Annotated in this window: 14 protein-coding genes; 11 read left to right on the forward strand and 3 right to left on the reverse strand. The window is 70.5% G+C overall.

Annotation, left to right across the window (positions count from 1 at the left end; genetic code table 11):
- Positions 1–88 precede the first annotated feature (88 nt).
- The 7 genes from OG194_RS31415 (at position 89) to holA (ending at position 8,440) form a co-directional block, all read left to right on the forward strand.
- Positions 89–820, forward strand: coding sequence for a hypothetical protein (locus OG194_RS31415; RefSeq protein ID WP_327404145.1), 732 nt, complete (start codon positions 89–91; stop codon positions 818–820).
- Positions 821–928: 108 nt separating this feature from the next.
- Entirely contained in the window at positions 929–1,774 is an 846-nt protein-coding gene (locus OG194_RS31420; RefSeq protein ID WP_266856636.1) for a DegV family protein, read from the forward strand.
- 604 nt (positions 1,775–2,378) lie between these two features.
- A complete protein-coding gene (locus OG194_RS31425) occupies positions 2,379–3,494 on the forward strand; it encodes a helix-hairpin-helix domain-containing protein (RefSeq protein ID WP_442811812.1) in 1,116 nt (371 codons plus the stop codon).
- Between the two features lie 83 nt (positions 3,495–3,577).
- Complete coding sequence (locus OG194_RS31430; protein ID WP_327407268.1) at positions 3,578–6,178, forward strand: ComEC/Rec2 family competence protein; 2,601 nt, start codon at positions 3,578–3,580, stop codon at positions 6,176–6,178.
- A 4-nt stretch (positions 6,179–6,182) separates the two neighbouring features.
- On the forward strand, positions 6,183–7,043 hold the full coding sequence (locus OG194_RS31435) for an arylamine N-acetyltransferase family protein (protein ID WP_327404147.1): 861 nt from the start codon (positions 6,183–6,185) through the stop codon (positions 7,041–7,043).
- Positions 7,040–7,285, forward strand: a complete 246-nt coding sequence (locus OG194_RS31440) for a hypothetical protein (RefSeq protein WP_327404148.1) — start codon at positions 7,040–7,042, stop codon at positions 7,283–7,285. Before OG194_RS31435 ends, OG194_RS31440 begins: the two co-directional genes overlap by 4 nt.
- A 165-nt stretch (positions 7,286–7,450) precedes the next feature.
- Positions 7,451–8,440, forward strand: coding sequence for a DNA polymerase III subunit delta (gene holA / locus OG194_RS31445; RefSeq protein WP_327404149.1), 990 nt, complete (start codon positions 7,451–7,453; stop codon positions 8,438–8,440).
- Between the two features lie 411 nt (positions 8,441–8,851).
- Here holA and rpsT read toward each other — a convergent pair whose 3' ends face one another.
- Entirely contained in the window at positions 8,852–9,118 is a 267-nt protein-coding gene (rpsT, locus tag OG194_RS31450; RefSeq protein WP_019064182.1) for a 30S ribosomal protein S20, read from the reverse strand.
- Between the two features lie 489 nt (positions 9,119–9,607).
- Here rpsT and lepA point away from each other — a divergent pair, with 489 nt between their 5' ends.
- Together lepA and OG194_RS31460 are read left to right on the forward strand one after the other, a co-directional pair.
- Positions 9,608–11,482 carry a translation elongation factor 4 gene (gene lepA / locus OG194_RS31455; RefSeq protein ID WP_327404150.1) on the forward strand — a complete coding sequence of 625 codons (1,875 nt, stop codon included), beginning with the start codon at positions 9,608–9,610 and terminating at the stop codon, positions 11,480–11,482.
- A gap of 284 nt (positions 11,483–11,766) precedes the next feature.
- Complete coding sequence (locus tag OG194_RS31460) at positions 11,767–13,653, forward strand: AMP-dependent synthetase/ligase (protein WP_327404151.1); 1,887 nt, start codon at positions 11,767–11,769, stop codon at positions 13,651–13,653.
- A gap of 119 nt (positions 13,654–13,772) precedes the next feature.
- On the opposite strand, the gene OG194_RS31465 is transcribed toward OG194_RS31460, so the two are convergent.
- On the reverse strand, positions 13,773–14,348 hold the full coding sequence (locus tag OG194_RS31465; RefSeq protein WP_327404152.1) for a response regulator: 576 nt from the start codon (positions 14,346–14,348) through the stop codon (positions 13,773–13,775).
- A 12-nt stretch (positions 14,349–14,360) separates the two neighbouring features.
- Positions 14,361–18,530: a HAMP domain-containing protein gene (locus tag OG194_RS31470; protein ID WP_327404153.1), complete on the reverse strand. Its 4,170-nt coding sequence runs from the start codon at positions 18,528–18,530 to the stop codon at positions 14,361–14,363.
- 102 nt (positions 18,531–18,632) lie between these two features.
- Between OG194_RS31470 and OG194_RS31475 the strand changes: the two genes are divergently transcribed.
- Together OG194_RS31475 and hemW are read left to right on the forward strand one after the other, a co-directional pair.
- Positions 18,633–20,564, forward strand: coding sequence for a SpoIIE family protein phosphatase (locus OG194_RS31475; protein WP_327404154.1), 1,932 nt, complete (start codon positions 18,633–18,635; stop codon positions 20,562–20,564).
- A 31-nt stretch (positions 20,565–20,595) separates the two neighbouring features.
- Positions 20,596–21,828: a radical SAM family heme chaperone HemW gene (gene hemW, locus OG194_RS31480; RefSeq protein ID WP_327404155.1), complete on the forward strand. Its 1,233-nt coding sequence runs from the start codon at positions 20,596–20,598 to the stop codon at positions 21,826–21,828.
- Positions 21,829–21,890 lie beyond the last annotated feature (62 nt).

Raw genomic sequence — 21,890 nt, forward strand, 5'->3', positions numbered from 1 at the left:
AGGGTTCCTGTGGAACTCCGGACCTGCCCGTTGCGTTTACCGTTGAAGGGCGGTGCGGCGTGTGCCGCCCGGAGCCGGTGGAGGAGCGTTGGAAGCCGTGATCACAGTCTTCGCCCTTCTCTTCCTGCTGTTCGTGGTCGTTGGCGGCTATGCGGCGGTCAAGGCGGTCGGTGCGGCCAAGCGCGGCGTCGACCGTACGGTCGCGCAGGCCCGGCGCTCGGTCGAGGACCACACCCTGCGCGCCAAGTCCTTCGCCCAGCCCGGCCCCCAGGGACAGGTGGCCCAACTCCGGCTCGCACTGCGCACATCGATGCGTGCGACCCAGGACGCGCTGCACGCGGGCGTGCCCCAGGACGAGTCGCTCAAGGAGTCCCTGGGCCTCTTCCAGCGGCTCAGCGCCCACGGCCGTGAACTCGACGGCGAGCTCAGGCGCCTGGAGTCCGAGCCGGACCGCAGGACACTCGCCGAGCGGCTGCCCGCCCTGCGCGAGCGCACCGAGCGCATCACGAAGTCGGCGGACTCCCTGCGCTGGGCGGCCCGCGACCGCGCCGGCCGCTTCGCGGAGGACGACCTGGACACGCTGAGCGCCCAGATAGACATGGAGGCAGGTGCCCTGCGGCACTGGACGAAGGTCGATCCCGCATCGTCCCCGTGGCCGGACGCCCCGCCCGCCGACGCCACGGCGGATCGGCAGACCTGGCCGGAGCCCCCGCGCTCCCGCCCGGCCGCCGAGGAACCGGCCCCGTCCGCCATCACCCCGCCAGGACGGCGTCCCACCTACCCCTGGCAGAAGAAACCCCGCCCGGAGAGCACGACTTGATCGGGCGGCACGGTGTGAGAGTTCGGCATGGTGTGATCCGGCCGGTTCCGGCCCAGGTGAAAGGGGTCGGGCTGCCGCCCGGCCGCTACGGCAGGTAACCTCCAGCTCATGTCCCGCCATGTCGCGATCGTCACCGATTCAACGGCCTACCTGCCGCCGCTGACGATGGAGCGCCACGGCATCACAGCGGTGCCATTGACCGTGGTCCTCGGCGACCGGGCGCTCGAAGAGGGCACCGAGATCTCCACCCGCTCCCTGGCCCAGGCCCTGCAGAAGCGCCGCCCGGTCACCACCTCGCGCCCCAGCCCGCAGCTCTTCGCGGAGACCTACCGCAAGGTCGCCGAGTCGGGCGCCACCGGCATCGTCTCCCTCCACCTCTCCGCCGAACTGTCGGGCACCTACGACGCGGCGGTCGTCGCCGCGCGTGAGGCACCGGTGCCGGTGCGGGTCGTGGACACCGGGATGGTCGCGATGGCGCTCGGCTTCTGCGCACTCGCCGCGGCCGAGACGGCGGAGGCGGGCGGCACGGTGGACGAGGCGGTCACCGCCGCGGAGAAACGGGCCGCCGGCACCTCCGCGTACTTCTACGTCGACACCCTCGACTATCTGCGCCGGGGCGGCCGAATCGGCGCGGCGCAGGCCCTGTTGGGCTCCGCGCTAGCCGTGAAGCCGCTGCTCCAGCTGGAGGGCGGGCGCATCGAACTCCTGGAGAAGGTACGGACGGCGTCGAAGGCGATCGCCCGTCTTGAGGAACTCGCGGCGGACCGGGCGGGCAGTGCGCAGGTCGACATCGCCGTTCACCATCTCTCCGCACCCGAGCGGGCGTCGGCGCTCGCGGATCGGTTGCGGGCGCGGGTGCCGGGGCTGGCCGATCTGCATGTGAGCGAGGTCGGGGCGGTGATCGGGGCGCATACCGGGCCTGGGTTGTTGGGGGCTGTGGTTTCGCCTCGGTGACGGGGTTCGGCGGGGGGTGGGGTTCGCCAGGGTGGCGGGGACGGGGTCGCGGGCTGGCGTTTTGGGTCGGTGTCCCGGGCCGGTGCCTTGGGTGGGTGACGCTCGTACGGGTGACGGAGTTATCCACAACTGGGCGGTCGTCCCCGGGAATTGACCAAGATCATCGCGAAGTCGCGGAATGCCCGATCCTCGGCGCATGGCACTTCGATCACGCTCACACACAGCGACTGCGACCAGCGGCCCGGGCCGAGCCCCGTCCTCCGACGGCCGAACTCGGCATCGCCGCGCGCCTGCACGGGGGCGGGCACAGCGTCAGGCTTCGGCGGAGGAACTTCGGCGGCGGGCGGAACTGCTCTTCGGCGAACGTGGTCAAGGTGGTGAACGTGCCGGGGAGCGGGGGGAGTTGGGGAATGGGCCGCCGGGTGGGTGCGGGAGCGGGGGTGAGGGCTCTGGGGCGCCGGTAGGGGAGAGGGCGGGGCGGTCTCTTCCGGTGGAGGGCGAGGGTGTGGGGCTTCCTGCTCCGCCGGGGGTCGAGGCTATGGGGGATTCTCGCCCGCCGGGGTCCGAGGCTATGGCGAGTTCCCCTGAGCTGGTGGGCGAGGTCATGGCGAGTTCTCCTGCGCGGGTGGGTGAAGTCGCGGGGGCTCTTGGTCCGCCCGCGAGTGAGGCGAGGGGGCGGGCTGTTCCGCCAGTGGTCAGGGCGGCGGGGCTTCGTTTCCCGGCGCCTGTCGATGCCGGGCCGTGGGCTGTTCGGGAGCGGGAGCCGGAGCCCAGGTCGGAGCGGGAGCTGAGGGCAGGGGCGGTGTTGGGCTCGGGGCAGCGGGTGGTCCGGGTGGGTTCGCCTGTGCGTGTTGCCCTGGAGCCTGATGTCTTCTCATACGCCGGAGTGGTCGGAGGAGCCGAAACGGCTGGAGGCGTTGGGGAGTTCAGCGGTTCCGGAGAGGCCGGTGCCGGGCGGGATCGTGCGGCCGGGGTCTGGCGGGAGCGGGTCGGGGTGGCTCTGCGGGAGCGGATGCCGGTGTGGGTGCAGACGCGGTGCGGGCTGGAGCGGCGGAACGTGGTCGCGCTCGGTGTCCTGCTCGTGGTGGCCGCGGTTTTCGCCGTGCAGCACTTCTGGGTGGGCCGGACCCAGCCCGTTCGCGCACCGGAGGTGGTGGCGGCTCCCTACGGGGAAGAGGGTGGCGGCAAGGACGGCGGCGGCGGTGCGGCCGGGGGGAAGGGGGCCGGGCCGCGTGCCTCGTCGGTCGGAGCTCGGGGTGCCGCGGGTGCCGCCGGTACCGAGATCGTCGTGGACGTCAGCGGCAAGGTCCGGGAGCCCGGGGTTCATCGGCTTCCGGCCGGTTCACGGGTGACCGATGCGTTGCGGGCGGCGGGTGGGGTGCGTCAGGGCACGAACACCGAGGGGCTCAACCGGGCTCGGTTCCTCGTGGACGGGGAGCAGATCGTCGTCGGCGGTACTGCTCCTGCGGCGGCGCCTGGTGCGGGCGGCGGTGCGAACATCACAGGGGTGGCGGGAGCCGCTCCGACGGCTCCGGTCTCCCTCAACACGGCCACCGCCGACCAGCTCAACACCCTGCCCGGCGTCGGCCCGGTGCTGGCGCAGCACATCATCGACTACCGCACCCAGCACGGCGGTTTCCGCTCGGTGGACGAGCTGCGCCAGGTCAACGGCATCGGCGACCGCCGCTTCGCCGATCTGCGGGACCTGGTACAGCCATGACCTGCGTCCACGACGATCCGCCCGAGCCCGCGACGCCTCGCCGCACGGCACAGGACGACGTCTCCTCGCCGGCCCGCCGAACCGTGCACGCCGACTCCGGAAGCCGGCGGGGTGCCGCACACCCCCAACAGGAAGGACCGACGGACCTACGACTCGTACCGCCCGCGCTCGCGGCCTGGGCGACGGCGGCACTGGCGCTGGACGCGTCGCCGGACTGGGTCACAGGAGTCGCCGTCTCCTCGCTGGCCGTGGCGCTCGTGCTGCTGCTGGTGACGCGGCGACGGGACAGGGCGGGGGCAGGGGCAGGGTCAGGCGGCAGCCACGCCCCGACACAGCTGGACGATCGCTCTGACCTCTCACCGGAGGGAGTTCGCCCCGCACCCTCATGGCGGCAGGCCGCATGGCCCAGGGTCTCGATCGCCGCCCTGCTCCTCTCCATCGCCGCGGCCGCCGCCTCCGCCGGGCTGCACGGGGCGGATCTGCGCCGTGGCCCGGTGCCCGAGCTGGCGCGGGAGTACGCGACCGTGACCGCGGAGGTGGAGGTCGGTTCCGATCCACGGTTGACCCGGCCCCGGGTCAGCGGGGATCACGCGGCTCCGGTCTCCGTGCTGGTCGACGCCGAGGTGCGGCGGGTCGAGGAGTTGGACGGGACGGTCGCGGAGACACGGGCGCCGGTGTTGTTGATCGTCGACCCGGGTTCGTCCTCCAAGGGTGTGGGCGGGGCACGGGGTTCCGGTGGTGGGCCGGAGCGTTCGCCCTGGCTCGGGCTGCTTCCGTCGACGCGGGTGAAGGTGACCGCGCGGTTGGCGCCCTCGCTGACGAGCGGGGATCGGGTCGCGGCCGTGCTGCGGGTGCGGAACCAGCCGGTGCCGGAGGTGGTGGAGGGGCCGTCCGGAGCGCAGCGGTTCGCGGGCCGGTTGCGGGCCGGGTTGCGCGAGGCCACCGACGGGTTGTCGGCGGACGCGCGGGCGTTGCTGCCGGGGCTGGTCGTCGGGGACACCGCGCGGATCACACCCGAGTTGGACCAGGCGTTCAAGGAGACGGACCTCGCGCACACCCTCGCCGTCTCCGGAAGCAACCTCACCATCCTGCTCGCCCTCCTCATCGGACCACCCGGTCTCGCCCAGCACATCGAACGCCGGGGTCTGGCACCCCGGTTGGGCATCTCCCTCCGGGCGACCGCACTGCTCGGCGGGATGCTCACACTCGGGTTCGTCGTCGTGTGCCGCCCCGACCCGAGCGTGCTGCGGGCCGCGGCCTGCGGTGCCGTCGCGCTGCTCGCCCTGGCGACCGGCCGCCGCAGATCACTGATCCCGGCCCTGGCGACGGCCGTACTGCTGCTGGTGCTCTACGACCCGTGGCTGGCCCGGAGTTACGGCTTCCTGCTCTCCGTGCTGGCCACCGGTGCCCTGCTCACGCTCGCGCCGCGCTGGTGCGAGACGCTGCGTCGGCACCGGGTTCCGCCGCGGCTGGCCGAGGCGCTGGCCGCCGCCGCTGCCGCGCAGGCGTTGTGCGCGCCGGTCGTGGCAGTGCTGTCGGCGCGGGTCAGTCTGGTGGCGGTGCCGTGCAATCTGCTCGCGGAGATCGCCGTCGCACCGGCCACGGTGCTGGGTTTCGCGGCACTGGCGGCTGCACCGGTGGCGATGCCGGTGGCCAAGGTCCTTGCCTGGGGCGCGAGTTGGCCCGCCGGGTGGATCGCGGACGTCGCCCGGACCGGCGCGGCGCTGCCCGGTGGGGGAGTGGACTGGCCGGGCAGTTGGACCGGGGCGCTGTTGCTCGCGCTGGCTGTCGCGGCCTTGGTGCTGGTCGGGCGGCGGCTGTTGAAGCGCCCCTGGCTGTGCGGAGTCTGCGGGTTGTTGCTGGTGCTGATCGTGGTGGCGCCGGCGCCGTTGACCCGGGTGATCACGGGGTGGCCGCCGCCGGGTTGGAGATTCGCCATGTGCGATGTCGGACAGGGTGACGCGACGGTCCTCGCGGCGGGCAAGGGCACCGGCGTGGTGGTGGACGCCGGGCCAGATCCGAAGCTGGTCGACCAGTGTCTGCGCACGCTCGGCATCACCAGGATTCCGCTCGTCGTACTGACCCATTTCCACGCCGACCACGTCGCGGGGCTGCCCGGGGTGCTGCGGGGCCGCTCGGTGGGCGCGATCGAGACGACGTCCTTCGAAGAGCCCGCGGAACAGGTCGAGTTCGTACGGAGGGAGGCGGCGGAACGGCACATCCCGATCACCCGGGCCGTAGCCGGGGAACAGCGACGCACCGGCCCGCTGTCCTGGCAGGTGCTGTGGCCCCCACCGCGCCCGGCGCCGGACCCGGACGGGCCGAACGACGCGAGCGTCGCCCTGCTGGTACGGGCGGCCGGGTTGCGACTGCTGCTGCTCGGGGACCTCGAACCCCCGGCCCAGCAGGAGCTGTTGAGGTCACCGGCGGCCGCGCTGGTGGGAGGCGTGGACGTATTGAAAGTCGCCCATCATGGATCAGCTTTTCAAGATCCGGACCTGATACGCAGGGTGGCCCCGCGGCTGGCGTTGATCTCCTGTGGAGAGAACAACACCTATGGGCACCCCGCCCCCAGCACGGTCGCGGCGCTGCGGGCCATGGGCGCGGTGGTCCTGCGGACGGATGTGGACGGGGCGTTGGCGGTGAGTGGGGAAGGAGACGGGCTGCGGGTGGCGCGAGACTGAAGGCATGAACCCCGCACAGGTTGATGCCTATCTCCGCCGGCTGGGAGTCCAGCACCCGGCGTCGCCCTCCGCCGATGTTCTGCGTGAGCTGCATCTGCGCCATCTACAGACCGTGCCGTTCGAGAATCTGTCGATCCATCTGGGAGAGGAGATCATGCTGGAGGAGAACCGGCTGCTGGACAAGGTGGTGGGTGCGGGCAGGGGCGGGTTCTGCTACGAACTGAACGGTCTGTTCGGCGCGTTGCTCACCGCGCTCGGCTTCGAGGTCGTGTTGCTCACGGCGCGGGTGTACGGGGACGAGGGGCGGACGGGGATTCCGTACGACCATCTCGCGCTGCGGGTGCGGACGGTGGACGGGGGCGTGTGGCTGGCCGATGTGGGGTTCGGGACGCACAGTCACTATCCGCTGGCCTTCGAGGAGCGGGGAGAGCAGAAGGATCCCGGCGGCATCTTCAGGGTCGTCGCGTCGGGACCGGATGTGGCCGGGGTGCGGGGCGGGGCGTCCGGAGCGGGGGCGGTTTCGGGGGAGGCGGCTGACCTGGACGTGGTGCGGAACGGAAGGCCCGAGTACCGCCTGGAGGTACGGCCCCGGGTGCTCGCCGACTTCGTGGCCGGGGCGTGGTGGCACAGCACGTCACCGGCCTCGCACTTCACCCGGTCACTGGTCTGCTCGCGGCTCCTGGAGGACGGCGGGAGGATCACGCTCGCCGGCCGGACCCTCACGACTACCAGTGGGGAGGGGACGCGGGACGTACGTGAACTGACCGCGGACGACGAGGTGTTGGGGGTGTACCGGGAGCGGTTCGGGATCGAGCTGGGGTCGGTTCCGGAGGTGCGGGGGCGTGGGGAGAAAATGTCTCCGTGAGCGATGTGAGACATGTGCTGGTGCTGCCCGACCGTGACGCGGCCCAGGAGGCGGCGGCGGCACTCGGGGAGCGGTTCGCGCTCGACGAGGAACCCCGGCTGGTGCGGGACGCGCTGGCCGGGGAGGACGACGCCGAGGACGCGCAGTGGCTGCTCGTCCTGCGGGACGAGGACGGGCGGCTCGACCCCGCGGAGTTGGACGCGTTCGCGGGGGAGTGGGACGGCTGGCGCGAGGAGCCGTAGCGGCGGCCGGTTCTGCGGCCGGACTCGCGCCCGAAGCCGTGCCGGACTCGCACCCGAACCCGCGCCGCACCCGAACCTGTACCCGGCCTCGCACCCGCCTCCGCACCCCCGTCCGACCCCCGCACGCGGGACGCGTTGTCAGTGGCGCGTGCGATGCTTTACGCGATGGCCAGGAAGACTGCGAACGACGACCCTCTCGCCCCGGTGACGCTTGCCGTGGGCCAGGAGGACCTCCTGCTCGACCGTGCCGTGCGGGAGGTGGTGGCCGCTGCTCGGGCCTCCGACGCCGACACGGACGTACGTGACCTGACTTCGGACCAGTTGCAGCCCGGCACGCTCGCCGAGTTGACCAGCCCGTCGCTCTTCGCGGAGCGCAAGGTCGTGGTCGTACGCAATGCGCAGGACCTGTCCGCGGACACGGTCAAGGACGTGAAGGCGTATCTCGGGGCGCCCGCCGAGGAGATCACGCTGGTGCTGTTGCACGCCGGCGGGGTCAAGGGCAAAGGGCTGCTCGATGCCGCGCGCAAGGCCGGGGCGCGGGAGGTGGCCTGCCCGAAGATGACGAAGCCGGCGGACCGGTTGGCGTTCGTGCGGAGTGAGTTCCGGGCGACCGGGAGATCGGCCACGCCGGAGGCCTGCCAGGCGCTGGTCGACTCCCTCGGCAGTGATCTGCGCGAACTGGCGTCCGCCGTCTCCCAGTTGGTCGCCGACATCGAGGGGACCATCGACGAGGCGGTCGTCGGGCGGTACTACACAGGTCGGGCCGAGGCGTCGAGCTTCACGGTCGCGGACCGGGCCGTGGAGGGGCGGACGGCGGAGGCGCTGGAGGCGCTGCGGTGGTCGTTGTCCACCGGGGTGGCGCCGGTGCTGATCACCAGCGCGTTGGCGCAGGGGGTGCGGGCGATCGGGAAGCTGTCGTCCGCGCGCGGAGGACGGCCGGCGGATCTGGCGCGTGAGCTGGGGATGCCGCCGTGGAAGATCGACCGGGTACGGCAGCAGATGCGGGGGTGGACACCGGACGCGGTCTCCGTCGCGCTGCGGGCGGTGGCCGAGGCGGACGCGGGAGTGAAGGGTGGTGGGGACGATCCGGAGTACGCGTTGGAGAAGGCGGTCGTCGCGATCGCCCGGGCGGCCCGGTCGCGGGGCCAGGCCTAGACGCGTTGCCCCGCAGGGTTGACGTATTGCCCCGCAGGGCTGTCGACACGGCGGACCATGCCGTGGACGCGGGGTGTTGCATGGCACGGCCATCCGCGGTGTTGCCGTCGGCCGTCGGCGCGCATCGGGCACCGCCGATCTCCTGCGACCTGCTCCGCCGGACCGGCCTCGGCGACTCTGCCCCAGTTACGGGACATCGCGGGGAGATACGGCGGGACGTGGATGCGGACGGGGACGTTGGATGGGGATGGGGAAACAGCAATGCCCCCGAAGTGGGTCCGGGGGCACTGTACGTGGCGTGGCGACCACGATGTCTGTCCGTGAATCGAGGTAGAGGGCTCGACGTTGTCCTCACGGTGGATTGCTACTGGTCCGGTCCGCGCGAGCGCGGGCCGAGGCAAGTGCGGAGGATCAGCCCTGGAGCGCGGTGACCTTGGAAGCAAGCGCCGACTTCTTGTTGGCGGCCTGGTTCTTGTGGATGACGCCCTTCGCGACGGCCTTGTCGAGCTGACGCGCGGCAGCGCGCTGGTACTCGGTGGCCTTCTCGACGTCACCCGCGGCAGCGGCTTCGCGGGCCTTGCGGATCGCGGTCTTCAGGGAGGACTTGACGGCCTTGTTGCGCAGTCGAGCCTTCTCGTTGGTCTTGATCCGCTTGATCTGGGACTTGATGTTCGCCACGAATGAGCCTTTGCAGGTTCTGGCACGGGGCCGCACGGGTCCCGGGCCGATGATTTTCCTTGGGTTGCGCCTCGCGCCGAGAGGGCATGAGACACAGCTACCCAGGCTACCAGCCGCCCACCGGCCCACCCAAACCGGTCGCCGAGGGGCCACCGGTCACCGTCCCGCACCGGCCTGAACCGGACCGCACCCTTCGTCTGTCACCCCAGGCCAGGCGCCTGCCACGACTCCCGAGCAGCCCCAGGCCTCCTCGAACCGCAGCCCGAGTCCCCGAGCGGCCCCAGACACACCCGACCACTCTTCCCGCTCCCCGAGAAGCTCCTGGGTCCCCGAACCCGCCACCGAACCGACCCGCGAAAACCCCCATGGTTACCCACCCGCACCGGCCCAAACCGGACCGCACCTCCCACGCGTGGGACGATGGAGGCTACGTATCGATCCGACCCGAGACCGCAGACACTGCGGACGCCTCAAGAATCAGGACCCTGCGTGCCCGCGATCCCCAGCCATGTGCCCGAGCCGAGCCGTACCGACCCGGCGTTGATCCGCAATTTCTGCATCATCGCGCACATCGACCATGGCAAGTCCACGCTCGCCGACCGGATGCTCCAGCTGACCGGAGTGGTCGACCAGCGGCAGATGCGTGCTCAGTACCTCGACCGCATGGACATCGAGCGCGAGCGTGGCATCACGATCAAGTCCCAGGCCGTGCGTCTGCCGTGGGCCCCCACCGAGGGGGCCGACAAGGGCAGTACCCACATCCTCAACATGATCGACACCCCGGGACACGTCGACTTCACGTACGAGGTCTCGCGGTCGCTCGCCGCCTGCGAGGGCACCGTGCTGCTCGTGGACGCAGCCCAGGGCATCGAGGCCCAGACCCTCGCCAACCTCTACCTGGCGATGGAGAACGAGCTCACGATCATCCCCGTACTGAACAAGATCGACCTGCCGGCCGCGCAGCCGGAGAAGTTCGCGGAGGAGCTGGCCAACCTCGTCGGGTGCGACCCCGACGACGTGCTGCGGGTGTCCGCCAAGACCGGTATCGGTGTCGACGTACTGCTGAACAAGGTCGTCAAGGAGGTCCCGGCACCGGTCGGGAACGCGGACGCGCCCGCCCGCGCCATGATCTTCGACTCGGTCTACGACTCCTACCGCGGCGTCGTGACGTACATCAGGGTCATCGACGGACTGCTCACCAAGCGCGAGAAGATCCGGATGATGTCCACGAACGCCACGCACGAGCTGCTGGAGATCGGGACGAACTCGCCGGAGATGCTCGGCGCGGACGGGCTCGGGGTCGGCGAGGTCGGCTATCTGATCACCGGTGTGAAGGACGTCCGCCAGTCCAAGGTCGGTGACACGATCACCACCCTGCACAAGGGCGCGACCGAGGCGCTCGGCGGTTACAAGGACCCCAGGCCGATGGTCTTCTCGGGCCTGTATCCGCTGGACGGGTCCGACTACCCGGAGCTGCGCGAGGCCCTCGACAAGCTCCAGCTCAACGACGCCGCGCTCGTCTACGAGCCGGAGACCTCGGCGGCGCTGGGCTTCGGCTTCCGCGTCGGTTTCCTCGGGCTGCTGCACCTGGACGTGATCCGGGAGCGGCTGGAGCGCGAGTTCGGGCTCGACCTCATCGCGACCGCGCCGAACGTGGTGTACCGGGTCGAGATGGAGGACGGCAGCGAGCACGTCGTCACCAACCCGAGCGAGTTCCCCGAGGGGAAGATCGACAGGGTCTACGAGCCCGTCGTACGCGCGACGATCCTCGCGCCGTCGGAGTTCATCGGCTCGATCATGGAGCTGTGCCAGACCCGGCGCGGCACCCTGCTCGGCATGGACTACCTCTCCGAGGACCGGGTCGAGATCCGCTACACGCTGCCCCTCGCGGAGATCGTCTTCGACTTCTTCGACCAGCTGAAGTCCAAGACCCGCGGCTACGCCTCGCTCGACTACGAGCCCACCGGCGAGGTGGACTCCAGCCTGGTCAAGGTCGACATCCTGCTGCATGGTGACAAGGTGGACGCCTTCTCGGCGATCACGCACAAGGACGCGGCGTACGCGTACGGCGTGCGGCTGGTCGCCAAGCTGCGGGAGCTCATCCCGCGGCAGGCCTTCGAGGTGCCCATCCAGGCCGCGATCGGCTCCCGGGTCATCGCCCGCGAGACCATCCGCGCCATCCGCAAGGACGTCCTCGCCAAGTGCTACGGCGGTGACATCTCCCGTAAGCGGAAGCTGCTGGAGAAGCAGAAGGAGGGCAAGAAGCGGATGAAGATGGTGGGTTCCGTGGAGGTTCCCCAGGAGGCCTTCATCGCGGTGCTGTCCAGCGACGACAGCGGTCCCGGAGCCAAGGGCAAGAAGTAGCGGCCCCGTACACTGAAATTCCGGACGATAGCCAGGCGATTCACAGGGCCCGTTGCGCTTCGGCGCCGCGGGCCCTATGTCTTGGCTCCGCGCGAAGTGGTCATGGCTCTGTTCGAAGTGACTGTCCACCGCCTCTTACGCACCGGCCGGTCGCGGCTTACTCTGATCACTGCTCGATAGTTACTCGTGAGTTAAACAACAGCCGTATGAGCCCCCAGCCGCATTGAGTCAACCGCCGCAGCAATGAGCCAGTAGCCGCACTGTCGCGGGCCCCGGAGGATGTCGTGAGCGACACACAGACCCTGATCGAGAACCGTCCGCCGTCCGTGGCGGGCCTCTTCCTGGAGCGCGTGGCGGCCACGCCGGACGCCGAGGCCTACCGCTACCCGGTACCGGCGGCCTCCGGTGAGGGCCCCGACGACTGGAAGTCGCTGACCTGGGCACAGGCCGCCGAGCAGGTCTTCGCGATCGCGGCCGGTCTGATCGAACTGGGCGTACAGCCCGAGGAGCGCGTCGCGCTCGCCTCCGCCACCCGCGTCGAGTGGATCCTCGCCGACCTGGGCATCCTGTGCGCCGGCGCCGCCACGACCACGGTGTACCCGCAGACCAACGCCGACGAGTCGACGTTCATCCTCGCCGACTCCGGCAGCAGGGTCCTCATCGCGGAGGACGCGGCGCAGCTCGCCAAGGCGCGGGAGAAGCGAGTCGACCTGCCCGAGCTGACGCACGTCGTGGTCATCGACCCGACCGGCGTCGAGACCGGAGCCGAAGAGGGCGACTGGGTGCTGACCCTCGCCGAGCTGGAGCAGCGCGGCGCCGCGTACCTGGAGAAGAACCCGGACCTGATCAAGGAGCGGGTCGGGGCCATCACCAAGGACCAGCTCGCGACGATCATCTACACCTCGGGAACGACCGGCCGCCCCAAGGGAGTTCGGCTCCCGCACGACAACTGGTCGTACCTCGCGAAGGCCATCGCCGCGACCGGACTGCTCGGCCCCGAGGACGTCCAGTACCTGTGGCTGCCGCTCGCCCACGTCTTCGGCAAGGTGCTCACGTCCGGCCACATCGAGATCGGGCATGTCACCGCAGTCGACGGCCGCGTAGACAAGATCATCGAGAATCTGCCGATCGTGCAGCCGACGTACATGGCGGCCGTCCCGCGCATCTTCGAGAAGGTCTACAACGGCGTCGCCGCCAAGGCACGCGCGGGCGGCGCCTCCAAGTACAAGATCTTCCAGTGGGCGGCCGAGGTCGCCCGCGAGTACGCCAAGGTCACCCAGGACAACTTCCGCCGCACCGGCACGGCCACCGCGCCCTTCGGCCTCGCCGCCAAGCACAAGGTCGCCGACGCGCTGGTCTACGCGAAGATCCGCGAGGCCTTCGGCGGCAAGCTGCGCGCCTGCGTCTCCGGATCGGCCGCGCTCGCACCCGACATCGGCTACTTCTTCGCCGGCGCCGGCATCCACATCCTTGAGGGCTACGGCCTGACCGAGTCCTCCGCGGCCTCCTTCGTGAACCCCGGCGAGGCCTACCGCACCGGCACGGTCGGCAAGCCGCTGCCCGGCACGGAGGTGCGCATCGCGGACGACGGCGAGATCCTGCTGCGCGGCCCCGGCATCATGGAGGGCTACCACGGGCTGCCCGAGAAGACCGCCGAAGTCCTGGAGTCGGACGGCTGGTTCCACACCGGCGACATCGGCGAACTGTCCCCCGACGGCTACCTCCGCATCACGGACCGCAAGAAGGACCTCATCAAGACCTCCGGCGGCAAGTACATCGCGCCCGCCGAGGTCGAGGGCCAGTTCAAGGCCGTCTGCCCGTACGTCTCCAACATCCTGGTCCACGGCGCCGACCGGAACTTCTGCACCGCCCTCATCTCCCTCGACGAACCGTCCATCCTGGAGTGGGCGAAGGACAACGACCTCGCCGGCAAGTCCTACGCCGAGGTCGTCGCCGCCCCCGCGACGGTCGCCATGATCGAGGCCTACGTCAAGGAACTCAACGCCGGCCTCCAGCGCTGGCAGACCATCAAGAAGTTCCGCCTCCTCCCGCGCGACCTGGACGTGGAACACGGCGAGATCACCCCGAGCCTCAAGCTCAAGCGCCCGGTGGTGGAACGCGAGTACAAGCACCTGATCGACGAGATGTACGCGGGCTCACGCGAGGCGTAGTTGTTCGGTGGGAGGCCGGGCCCAACCCTCCAGGGACGGGCCGGGCCCAATCCCCTAGGGGCGCGGGGAACTGCGCGCCCAGCCCCCACCGAACGCGCACGAACCCACTCGCCTAGGGCCTAACGCCGCCGCATATCCCGTACCAGCTGCCCCATCTCCCGCACCTGGTACCGAAGTTCCCGCACCTCATCCACCGAACTCGCAGCCACCCGCGCCTCAATCTCCTTGAGCCGCAACGCCAGTTCATCGAACTGCCCCTGCTCCCGCGCCAGCATCCGCTCCAACAACTGGTTCTTCCGGTGCAGTTCGAGAAAAACGCTCACCTTGGCCCGCAGCACCCAGGGATCAAAGGGCTTGGTCAGATAGTCCGCGGCACCCGTGGCGTACCCCCGGAACGCATACCCCGCATCCGAGTCCGTCCCGGTCAGGAAGATGATCGGCACGTCCTTGGTCTGGTCGAGCCGCTTGATGTTGGCGGCGGTCTCGAACCCGTCCATGCCCGGCATCCGGATGTCGAGGAGGACCACGGCGAAGCGTTGCCGCAGCAGCGCCTTCATCGCCTCCTCGCCCGAACGAGCCCGTATCAGCGGCTCGTTGAGGGACCCCAGGACGGCCTCCAGCGCGACCAGGTTGTCCTCCATGTCGTCGACCAGGAGGATGCTGGCGCGCTCGTCGGTCGTTGCCTCAGCGCTCATGATGACGGTGCCTCACTCAGTCGTCGGCGGAACCGCCGCTGCTCCTGAAGTACCCGGATCCGCCGCCGCGATGTCCTCGGACGCGGCCCCGGCTTCGGCCCCCGCCTCGGCCTCGGCCTCGGGATCCAGCAGCGCGCAGACGACGGTCAGCAGCTGATCGACATCCACCGGCTTGGGTACGTAGTCGTTGGCGCCCCGTGCGATGGACTTCTCCCGGTCGCCCGGCATCGCCTTCGCGGTGAGCGCGACGATGGGCAGCCCGGTCCAGCGCGGGGCGCGGCGGATGGCGGCGATGGTCTCGTACCCGTCCATCTCCGGCATCATGATGTCCATCAGCACGAGTTCGACGTCGGGATTGCGCTCCAGTGTCTCGATGCCCTCGCGCCCGTTCTCCGCGTAGAGCACCGGCATGCCGACCCGGCCCAGGACGTGGGTGAGCGCGAAGACGTTGCGGATGTCGTCGTCCACGATCAACACCCGCCGCCCGGGCAGCACTTGACCCGCCCGCCCGGCCTTCCACGCCTCCAGCTTGGTGGGCGTCGGCCACGAGTCGTCGACCTCGGTCGAGGTGAACGGCTCGCTGGACAACTGCTCGGGCAGCAGCGGCAGTTCGCGGTCCTCGGTGAGCGGCGCGCCGCCCGCCGCGTGCCCGGGGCTGACGACGGGGACGTAGAGAGTGAAGGTGGATCCCCGTCCCGGCTCGCTCTCGGCGACGATACGGCCGCCCAACAGGCCCGCGATCTCACGGCTGATGGACAATCCGAGCCCCGTGCCGCCGTACTTGCGGTTGGTCGTGCCGTCGGCCTGCTGGAACGCCTCGAAGATCACCGGGAGTTTCTCGGCGGCGATGCCGATCCCGGTGTCGGAGACGGCGAAGACGATGACCTCGTCGCTGACGTCGGAGTAGCGGTGCTCGGGGTCCTTGACCCGGTTGACGCGGAGTTCGACCCGGCCGGTCGCGGTGAACTTGATGGCGTTGGACAGCAGGTTGCGCAGGATCTGCTGGAGCCGCTGCTCGTCCGACCACAGTTCGCGCGGTACGTCCTCGCCGACCGACACCTCGAAGGAGAGCCCCCGGTCCAGGGTGAGTGGGCGGAACGTGGCGTGGACGTAGTCGAGGAGCTTGATGAGCGGGAGCCGCTTCGGGCGTACGTCCATCCGGCCGGCCTCGATCTTCGACAGGTCGAGGATGTCGTTGATGAGCTGGAGGAGATCCGAGCCGGAGCGGTGGATCGTGGTCGCGAACTGCACTTCCTGGCCGGAGAGATGACCGTCCGGGTTGTCGGAGAGCAGCCGCGCCAGGATCAGCAGTGAGTTCAGCGGGGTGCGCAGCTCGTGGCTCATGTTCGCCAGGAACTCCGACTTGTACTGCGAGGAGGTCGCCAACAGGGCTGCCTTCTCCTCCAGTTCGGCGTTGGACCGCTGCAACTCGGCCTGCTGCTTCTGGAGTTCGTCCGAACGTTCCTGCAACTGCGTGGCCAGCCGCTGGGACTGGCCGAGCAGGGACTCCGTGCGGGAGTTGGCGATGATGGTGTTGATCGCGACGCCGATGGTGTTCACGAACTGGTCGAAGAACGCGAGGTGGACGTCGGAGAAGCGGGAGAAGGAGGCCAGTTCGATCACGCCGAGGAGTTTGTCCTCGAAGATGATCGGGATGATGACCACGCTCGCCGGGGCGGCTTCCCCGAGCCCGCTGTTGATCTTGATGTAGTCCGGCGGCGCCTCCTCCACCAGGATCCGCTTCTTCTCCCGCGCCGCCTGCCGCACCAGCCCGTGCACCGGCATCCCGCCCGTGTCCACGGTCGCCCCCTGTGCCGCCCCGTACCCGGCGATGAAGGCAAGTCCCTTGGCGGGGATGGCCGTTCGCAGGCTGTCCTCGTCGGGATCGGCCAGGAAGAACGCCCCGTACTGCGCGTTCACCAGCGGGGTCAGCTCGCGCAGGATCAGGTCGGCGACCTCCATGAGGTCCCGGTGCCCCTGCATCAGCGCGGCGAGGCGGGCCAGGTTGGACTCCAGCCAGTCCTTCGCGCGGGTCGTCTCGCGGAGGTTGGCCACCATCAGGTTGATGTTGTCCTTGAGCTCGGTGACCTCGCCCTGGGTCTCCACCGTGATCGAGCGGGACATGTCGCCCTGGGCCACCGCCGAGGCCACCTCGGCGATCGCGCGGACCTGCGTGGTGAGGTTGAGCGCGAGTTCGTTCACGTTGGTCGTCAGGCGCTTCCAGGTGCCGTAGACGCCCTCCACCCGTGCCTGGCCGCCGAGTTGGCCCTCGGAGCCGACCTCGCGGGCGACACGCGTGACCTCGGAGGAGAAGGAGGAGAGGGTGTCGACCATCGTGTTGATGGTGGTCTTCAGCTCCAGGATCTCGCCGCGCGCGTCCACGTCGATCTTCTTCGACAGGTCGCCCTGCGCCACGGCCGTCGCGACCTGCGCGATGTTCCTGACCTGTGAAGTCAGGTTGTCCGCCATGTAGTTGACGTTGTCGGTCAGGTCGCGCCAGACCCCGGAGACGCCCAACACCTGAGCCCTGCCGCCGAGTCGGCCGTCGGTGCCGACCTCGCGGGCCACCCGGGTCACCTCGTCGGCGAAGGCGCGCAGCTGCTCCACCATCGTGTTGACGGTGTCCTTGAGTTCGAGGATCTCGCCGCGGGCGTCGACGGTGATCTTCTTCGACAGGTCGCCGTTGGCCACGGCGGTGGTGACCTGGGCGATGTTCCGCACCTGTGAAGTCAGGTTCAGGGCCATGAAGTTGACGTTGTCCGTGAGGTCCTTCCAGACCCCGCTGACGCCCCGCACCTGCGCCTGACCGCCGAGGTTGCCCTCGGTGCCGACCTCGCGGGCCACGCGCGTCACTTCGTCGGCGAAGGCGGAGAGCTGGTCGACCATGGTGTTGATCGTGGACTTCAGCTCCAGGATCTCGCCCTTGGCCTCCACCGTGATCTTCTTGCCGAGGTCGCCCTGCGCGACGGCGGTGGACACCAGGGCGATGTTCCTGACCTGTGAAGTCAGGTTGTCCGCCATGAAGTTGACGTTGTCGGTGAGGTCTTTCCAGACGCCGGAGACGCCTCGCACCTGGGCCCGCCCGCCCAAGTTGCCCTCGGTGCCGACCTCGCGGGCCACGCGCGTGACCTCGTCGGCGAAGGCGGAGAGCTGGTCGACCATCGTGTTGATGGTCGACTTCAGTTCGAGGATCTCGCCCTGCGCGTCGACCGTGATCTTCTGACTCAGGTCGCCGTTCGCCACGGCCGTCGTCACCTGGGCGATGTTGCGGACCTGCGACGTCAGGTTCGAGGCCATGAAGTTGACGTTGTCGGTGAGGTCCTTCCAGACCCCGGACACGCCCCGCACCTGCGCCCGGCCGCCCAACTGCCCCTCGGTGCCCACTTCTCGGGCGACGCGCGTCACCTCGTCCGCGAAGGCGGAGAGCTGGTCGACCATCGTGTTCACGGTGAGCTTCAGTTCGAGCAGTTCGCCGGTCGCCTCGACGGTGACCGTACGGGTCAGGTCGCCGCGCGCCACCGCCGTCGTCACCAGGGCGATGTCCCGTACCTGTGCGGTCAGCCGGGACGCCATGGTGTTGACCGCCTCGGTCACATCACGCCAACTGCCGGACAGACCGGTCACCTTGGCGCGGCCACCGAGTCTGCCCTCGGTGCCGACCTCGCGGGCGACCCGGGTCACCTCCCCGGTGAACAGGGAGAGTTGGTCCACCATCTTGTTCACGGCCCGGCCCAGGTGCCGTAGATCACCGCGCAACTGCCTGCTGCCGTCGTGCAGATCGACCCGCTGGGTCAGGTCGCCGCCCGCCACCGCGTCCAGCACGCGGGTCGCGTTGGCGGCCGGGGCGACGAGGGCGTCGAGGAGCTGGTTGACGTCGTTGACGCGGGAGGTCCAACTGCCCTGGCCGGGGCTGGCCGAGAGGCGTTCGTCGAGGCGGCCGTGGCGCACCAGTTCCCGTTTGACGCGCTGCGTCTCGGAGTTGAAGTGGGTGCTGCGGTCCATGATCTGGTTGAAGGCGGCGGTCAGTTCGGCCACCATGCCGTGGCCCGTCTCCGGCGCCTTCGTGAAGTCCCCGTCGCGGGCGGCCGTCATCACGGCGAGCAGCGGACGGAGATCGGATGCTCGAATCCAGTCGTCTTTGTGACCGTCTTCGAGCACACGCGTAGCACTGTTCTCACTCATGGCGGCCCACTTCGGTAACTCGGCGCTTATGGCCGCGGTCAGTCTGTCACTCTGTCCGCATCGATCGAGGCGTATTCGTCCGAACTGCTCGGGGAGCTGCGCATGGGGGCCATACCGACGCAACGGGAGACCACTTCGCGTGCTCCCGATGCGCCCGCGCACCACGGCGCGGACCGGCGTACGACGGTGCGCGCCACGCTCTCCGGCAGCCCTCTCGCGCCCGGTTCCGCCCGCGGTCTGGTGCGCTCCGCGCTCCGTGAATGGGCCGAACTCGGCCTGCCCGGCACCGAGAAGCTCACCGACCGGCTGGCCGACGACGCGATGGTCGTCGTCAGCGAACTCGTCACCAACGCCGTCGTGCACGCGGGCACGGACGTCGAGTTGGTGTGCCGGCTTGAGGACACCGACTCGATCGTCGTCGAGGTCGCCGACCACCACCCCTCCCGCGCCCCGCGCGACAACAGCGCCGAACAGGCGTACGAGACACCGGAGTTCGGCCGCGGCCTGCGTCTCGTCTCCACCCTCGCCGAGGCCTGGGGCGTCACCTACCGCACCGGCGTCAAGACCGTATGGGCCCGCCTGCCCGCCGAAGGCACCCCGGCCGCCGAGGAGTTGGAGACCTACGCCGGTGAGCGCGGCCTCCGCGTAGCCGAGATCCTCGCCCCCGAACCTCCCCCACTCTCGAACACACTCAAGCGGGGGGACCCCCATCGCGCCGAACGCGACCGGGACTGGCTCGGCCGCGGCGCCCTCTCCTTCCTCGCCGAGGCCTCCGACCTGCTCGCCGGACAGCTCGACGAGGACCTCGTCGCCGCGCTCGCCGGACAGCTGATCGTGCCGAGGCTCGCCGACTGGTGCGCCGTCTGGCTGGAGGACGAGGCGACGGGCCGCGGCGGCTGGGGCGAGGGCGCCGGCGCCGGGCCGCGCCTCGCCCGCGTCTGGCACGGCAGCGAGAACCGCATCGAGGAACTGCGCCGCGCCCTGGAGAAGGACCCGCCCCGCCCGCCGGACTCCCTGCGGCCCGTCTCCTACCCCTGGCCCGCCGACGCACTGGGCCCGCACGGCACCCACGGCGCGGCACTGTCGTACCGCCTCATCGCGGGCGGCCGCCCGCTCGGCACGCTCGTCATCGGGCGGTCCGGGCTGCCCCGCTTCCCCGACGAGGTCACCGGCCTGGTCGAGGACCTCAGCCGCCGCGTCGCGCTCGCGATCGGCGCGGCCCGCCAGTACGCCCGCCAGGCCACCATCAGCCGCGTCCTCCAGCGCGGCCTGCTGCCCGGCGCCGTCGCCGAGATCCCCGGCCTGCACAGCGCCCTCGTCTACGAACCCTGCGACAAGGGCGGCCCCAGCGGCGACTTCTACGACGTCTTCCCGGCCGGCGACGGCCGCTGGTGCTTCGCCCTCGGCGACGTCCAGGGCAAGGGCCCCGAGGCCGCCGTAGTGATCGGCCTGGCCCGCCCCTGGCTACGGCTCCTCGCCCGCGAGGGCTACGGCGTCGCCGACGTCCTCGACCGCCTCAACCAGCTCCTCCTCGACGACGCCACCGAGGCCGCCGACGCGGCCGCCCACGCGATGGTGGCGGCGGGCGGCATGCCGGGCCCGGTCGGCGACGGCCCCCGCTTCCTCTCCCTCCTCTACGGCGAGCTGGTCCCCTTCGACGGCGGCGTCCGCTGCACCCTCGCCTCCGCCGGACACCCGCTGCCCCTGCTCCTCGGCCCGGACGGCAGCGTCGGCACGGCAGCCCGCCCGCAGACCCTCCTCGGGGTCATCGAGGACGTGACATACACCAGCGAGACCTTCGAACTGCGGCCCGGCGACAGCCTGTTGTGCGTCACGGACGGGGTGACCGAGCGCCGCTCCGGGTCGGTCCAGTTCGACGACGGCGACGGCCTCGCGACCGCGCTCGCGGGGTGCGCGGGCCTGAACGCCGAGCTGATCGCGGAGCGCATCAAACGCCTGGTGCACGAGTTCGGCGGCCGTCCCCCGGAGGACGACATGGCGCTGCTGGTGCTCCAGGCGGAACAGGCGGAGTAGACAGTCGTACGGGTGCTGGACAATGGAAGGCATGCCTTCCGCACTCCCCGACGGCGATCCCGTCCCCGAAGACGGCTCACTGCCCGCACAGGCGCTCGCCGGGGCCGTAGACCGCCCCCTCGGGTTCTATCTGCACGTCCCGTACTGCGCGACCCGCTGCGGCTACTGCGACTTCAACACCTACACGGCGACCGAGCTGCGCGGCACGGGCGGAGTGCTGGCCTCCCGTGACAACTACGCGGACACCCTGATCGACGAGGTCCGCCTGGCCCGCAAGGTCCTCGGCGACGACCCGCGCCCGGTCCGCACGGTCTTCGTCGGCGGCGGCACGCCCACGCTGCTCGCGGCGGGCGATCTCGTACGGATGCTGGGCGCGATCCGGGACGAGTTCGGCCTGGCACCGGACGCGGAGATCACGACGGAGGCGAACCCGGAGTCGGTGGACCCCGCCTACCTCGCGGCCCTCCGCGACGGCGGCTTCAACCGCGTCTCCTTCGGCATGCAGAGCGCGAAACAGCACGTACTGAAAGTCCTCGACCGCACCCACACCCCCGGCCGCCCCGAGGCCTGCGTCGCGGAGGCCCGCGCGGCCGGCTTCGACCACGTCAACCTCGACCTGATCTACGGCACCCCCGGCGAGACGGACGACGACTGGCGCGCCTCCCTCGACTCCGCCCTCGGCGCGGGCCCCGACCACATCAGCGCCTACGCCCTGATCGTCGAGGAGGGCACCCAGCTCGCCCGCCGCATCCGCCGCGGCGAGGTCCCCATGACGGACGACGACGTCCACGCCGACCGCTACCTCATCGCCGACGAGGTGATGTCGGCGGCGGGCTTCGACTGGTACGAGGTGTCCAACTGGGCAACGTCGAATTCCGGCCGTTGTCTCCACAACGAGCTGTACTGGCGCGGCGCCGACTGGTGGGGCGCGGGCCCCGGAGCGCACTCGCACGTGGGCGGGGTGCGGTGGTGGAACGTGAAGCACCCGGGCGCGTACGCGGGGGCGCTGGCGGCCGGCCGCTCCCCGGGCGCGGGCCGGGAGATCCTCTCGGCGGAGGACCGCCGGGTGGAACGCATCCTGCTGGAGCTACGGCTCCGCGAGGGTGCCCCGCTGGACCTGCTCCGGCCGGAGGGGCTCGCGGCCTCGCGCCGGGCGCTGCGGGACGGGCTGCTGGAGGCGGGGCCGTACGAGGAGGGGAGCGCCGTGCTCACGTTGCGGGGGCGGTTGCTGGCGGACGCGGTGGTGCGGGATCTGGTGGACTGATCACTCGGGGAGTGAACCGGGGCGGGAGGCCGAGCCGGTCGCTGATCCACTTTCCTGGGCTG

The organism is Streptomyces sp. NBC_01288, from assembly GCF_035982055.1.
Taxonomy (GTDB): domain Bacteria; phylum Actinomycetota; class Actinomycetes; order Streptomycetales; family Streptomycetaceae; genus Streptomyces.

Coding starts and splice junctions, on each gene's coding strand:
- OG194_RS31475 (WP_327404154.1), top strand. CDS start 18,633: ATGGGGGCCATACCGACGCAACGGGAGACCACTTCGCGTGCTCCCGAT.
- OG194_RS31425 (WP_442811812.1), top strand. CDS start 2,379: ATGGCGAGTTCTCCTGCGCGGGTGGGTGAAGTCGCGGGGGCTCTTGGT.
- OG194_RS31465 (WP_327404152.1), bottom strand. CDS start 14,348: ATGAGCGCTGAGGCAACGACCGACGAGCGCGCCAGCATCCTCCTGGTC.
- OG194_RS31420 (WP_266856636.1), top strand. CDS start 929: ATGTCCCGCCATGTCGCGATCGTCACCGATTCAACGGCCTACCTGCCG.
- holA (WP_327404149.1), top strand. CDS start 7,451: ATGGCCAGGAAGACTGCGAACGACGACCCTCTCGCCCCGGTGACGCTT.
- OG194_RS31470 (WP_327404153.1), bottom strand. CDS start 18,530: ATGAGTGAGAACAGTGCTACGCGTGTGCTCGAAGACGGTCACAAAGAC.
- OG194_RS31435 (WP_327404147.1), top strand. CDS start 6,183: ATGAACCCCGCACAGGTTGATGCCTATCTCCGCCGGCTGGGAGTCCAG.
- hemW (WP_327404155.1), top strand. CDS start 20,596: ATGCCTTCCGCACTCCCCGACGGCGATCCCGTCCCCGAAGACGGCTCA.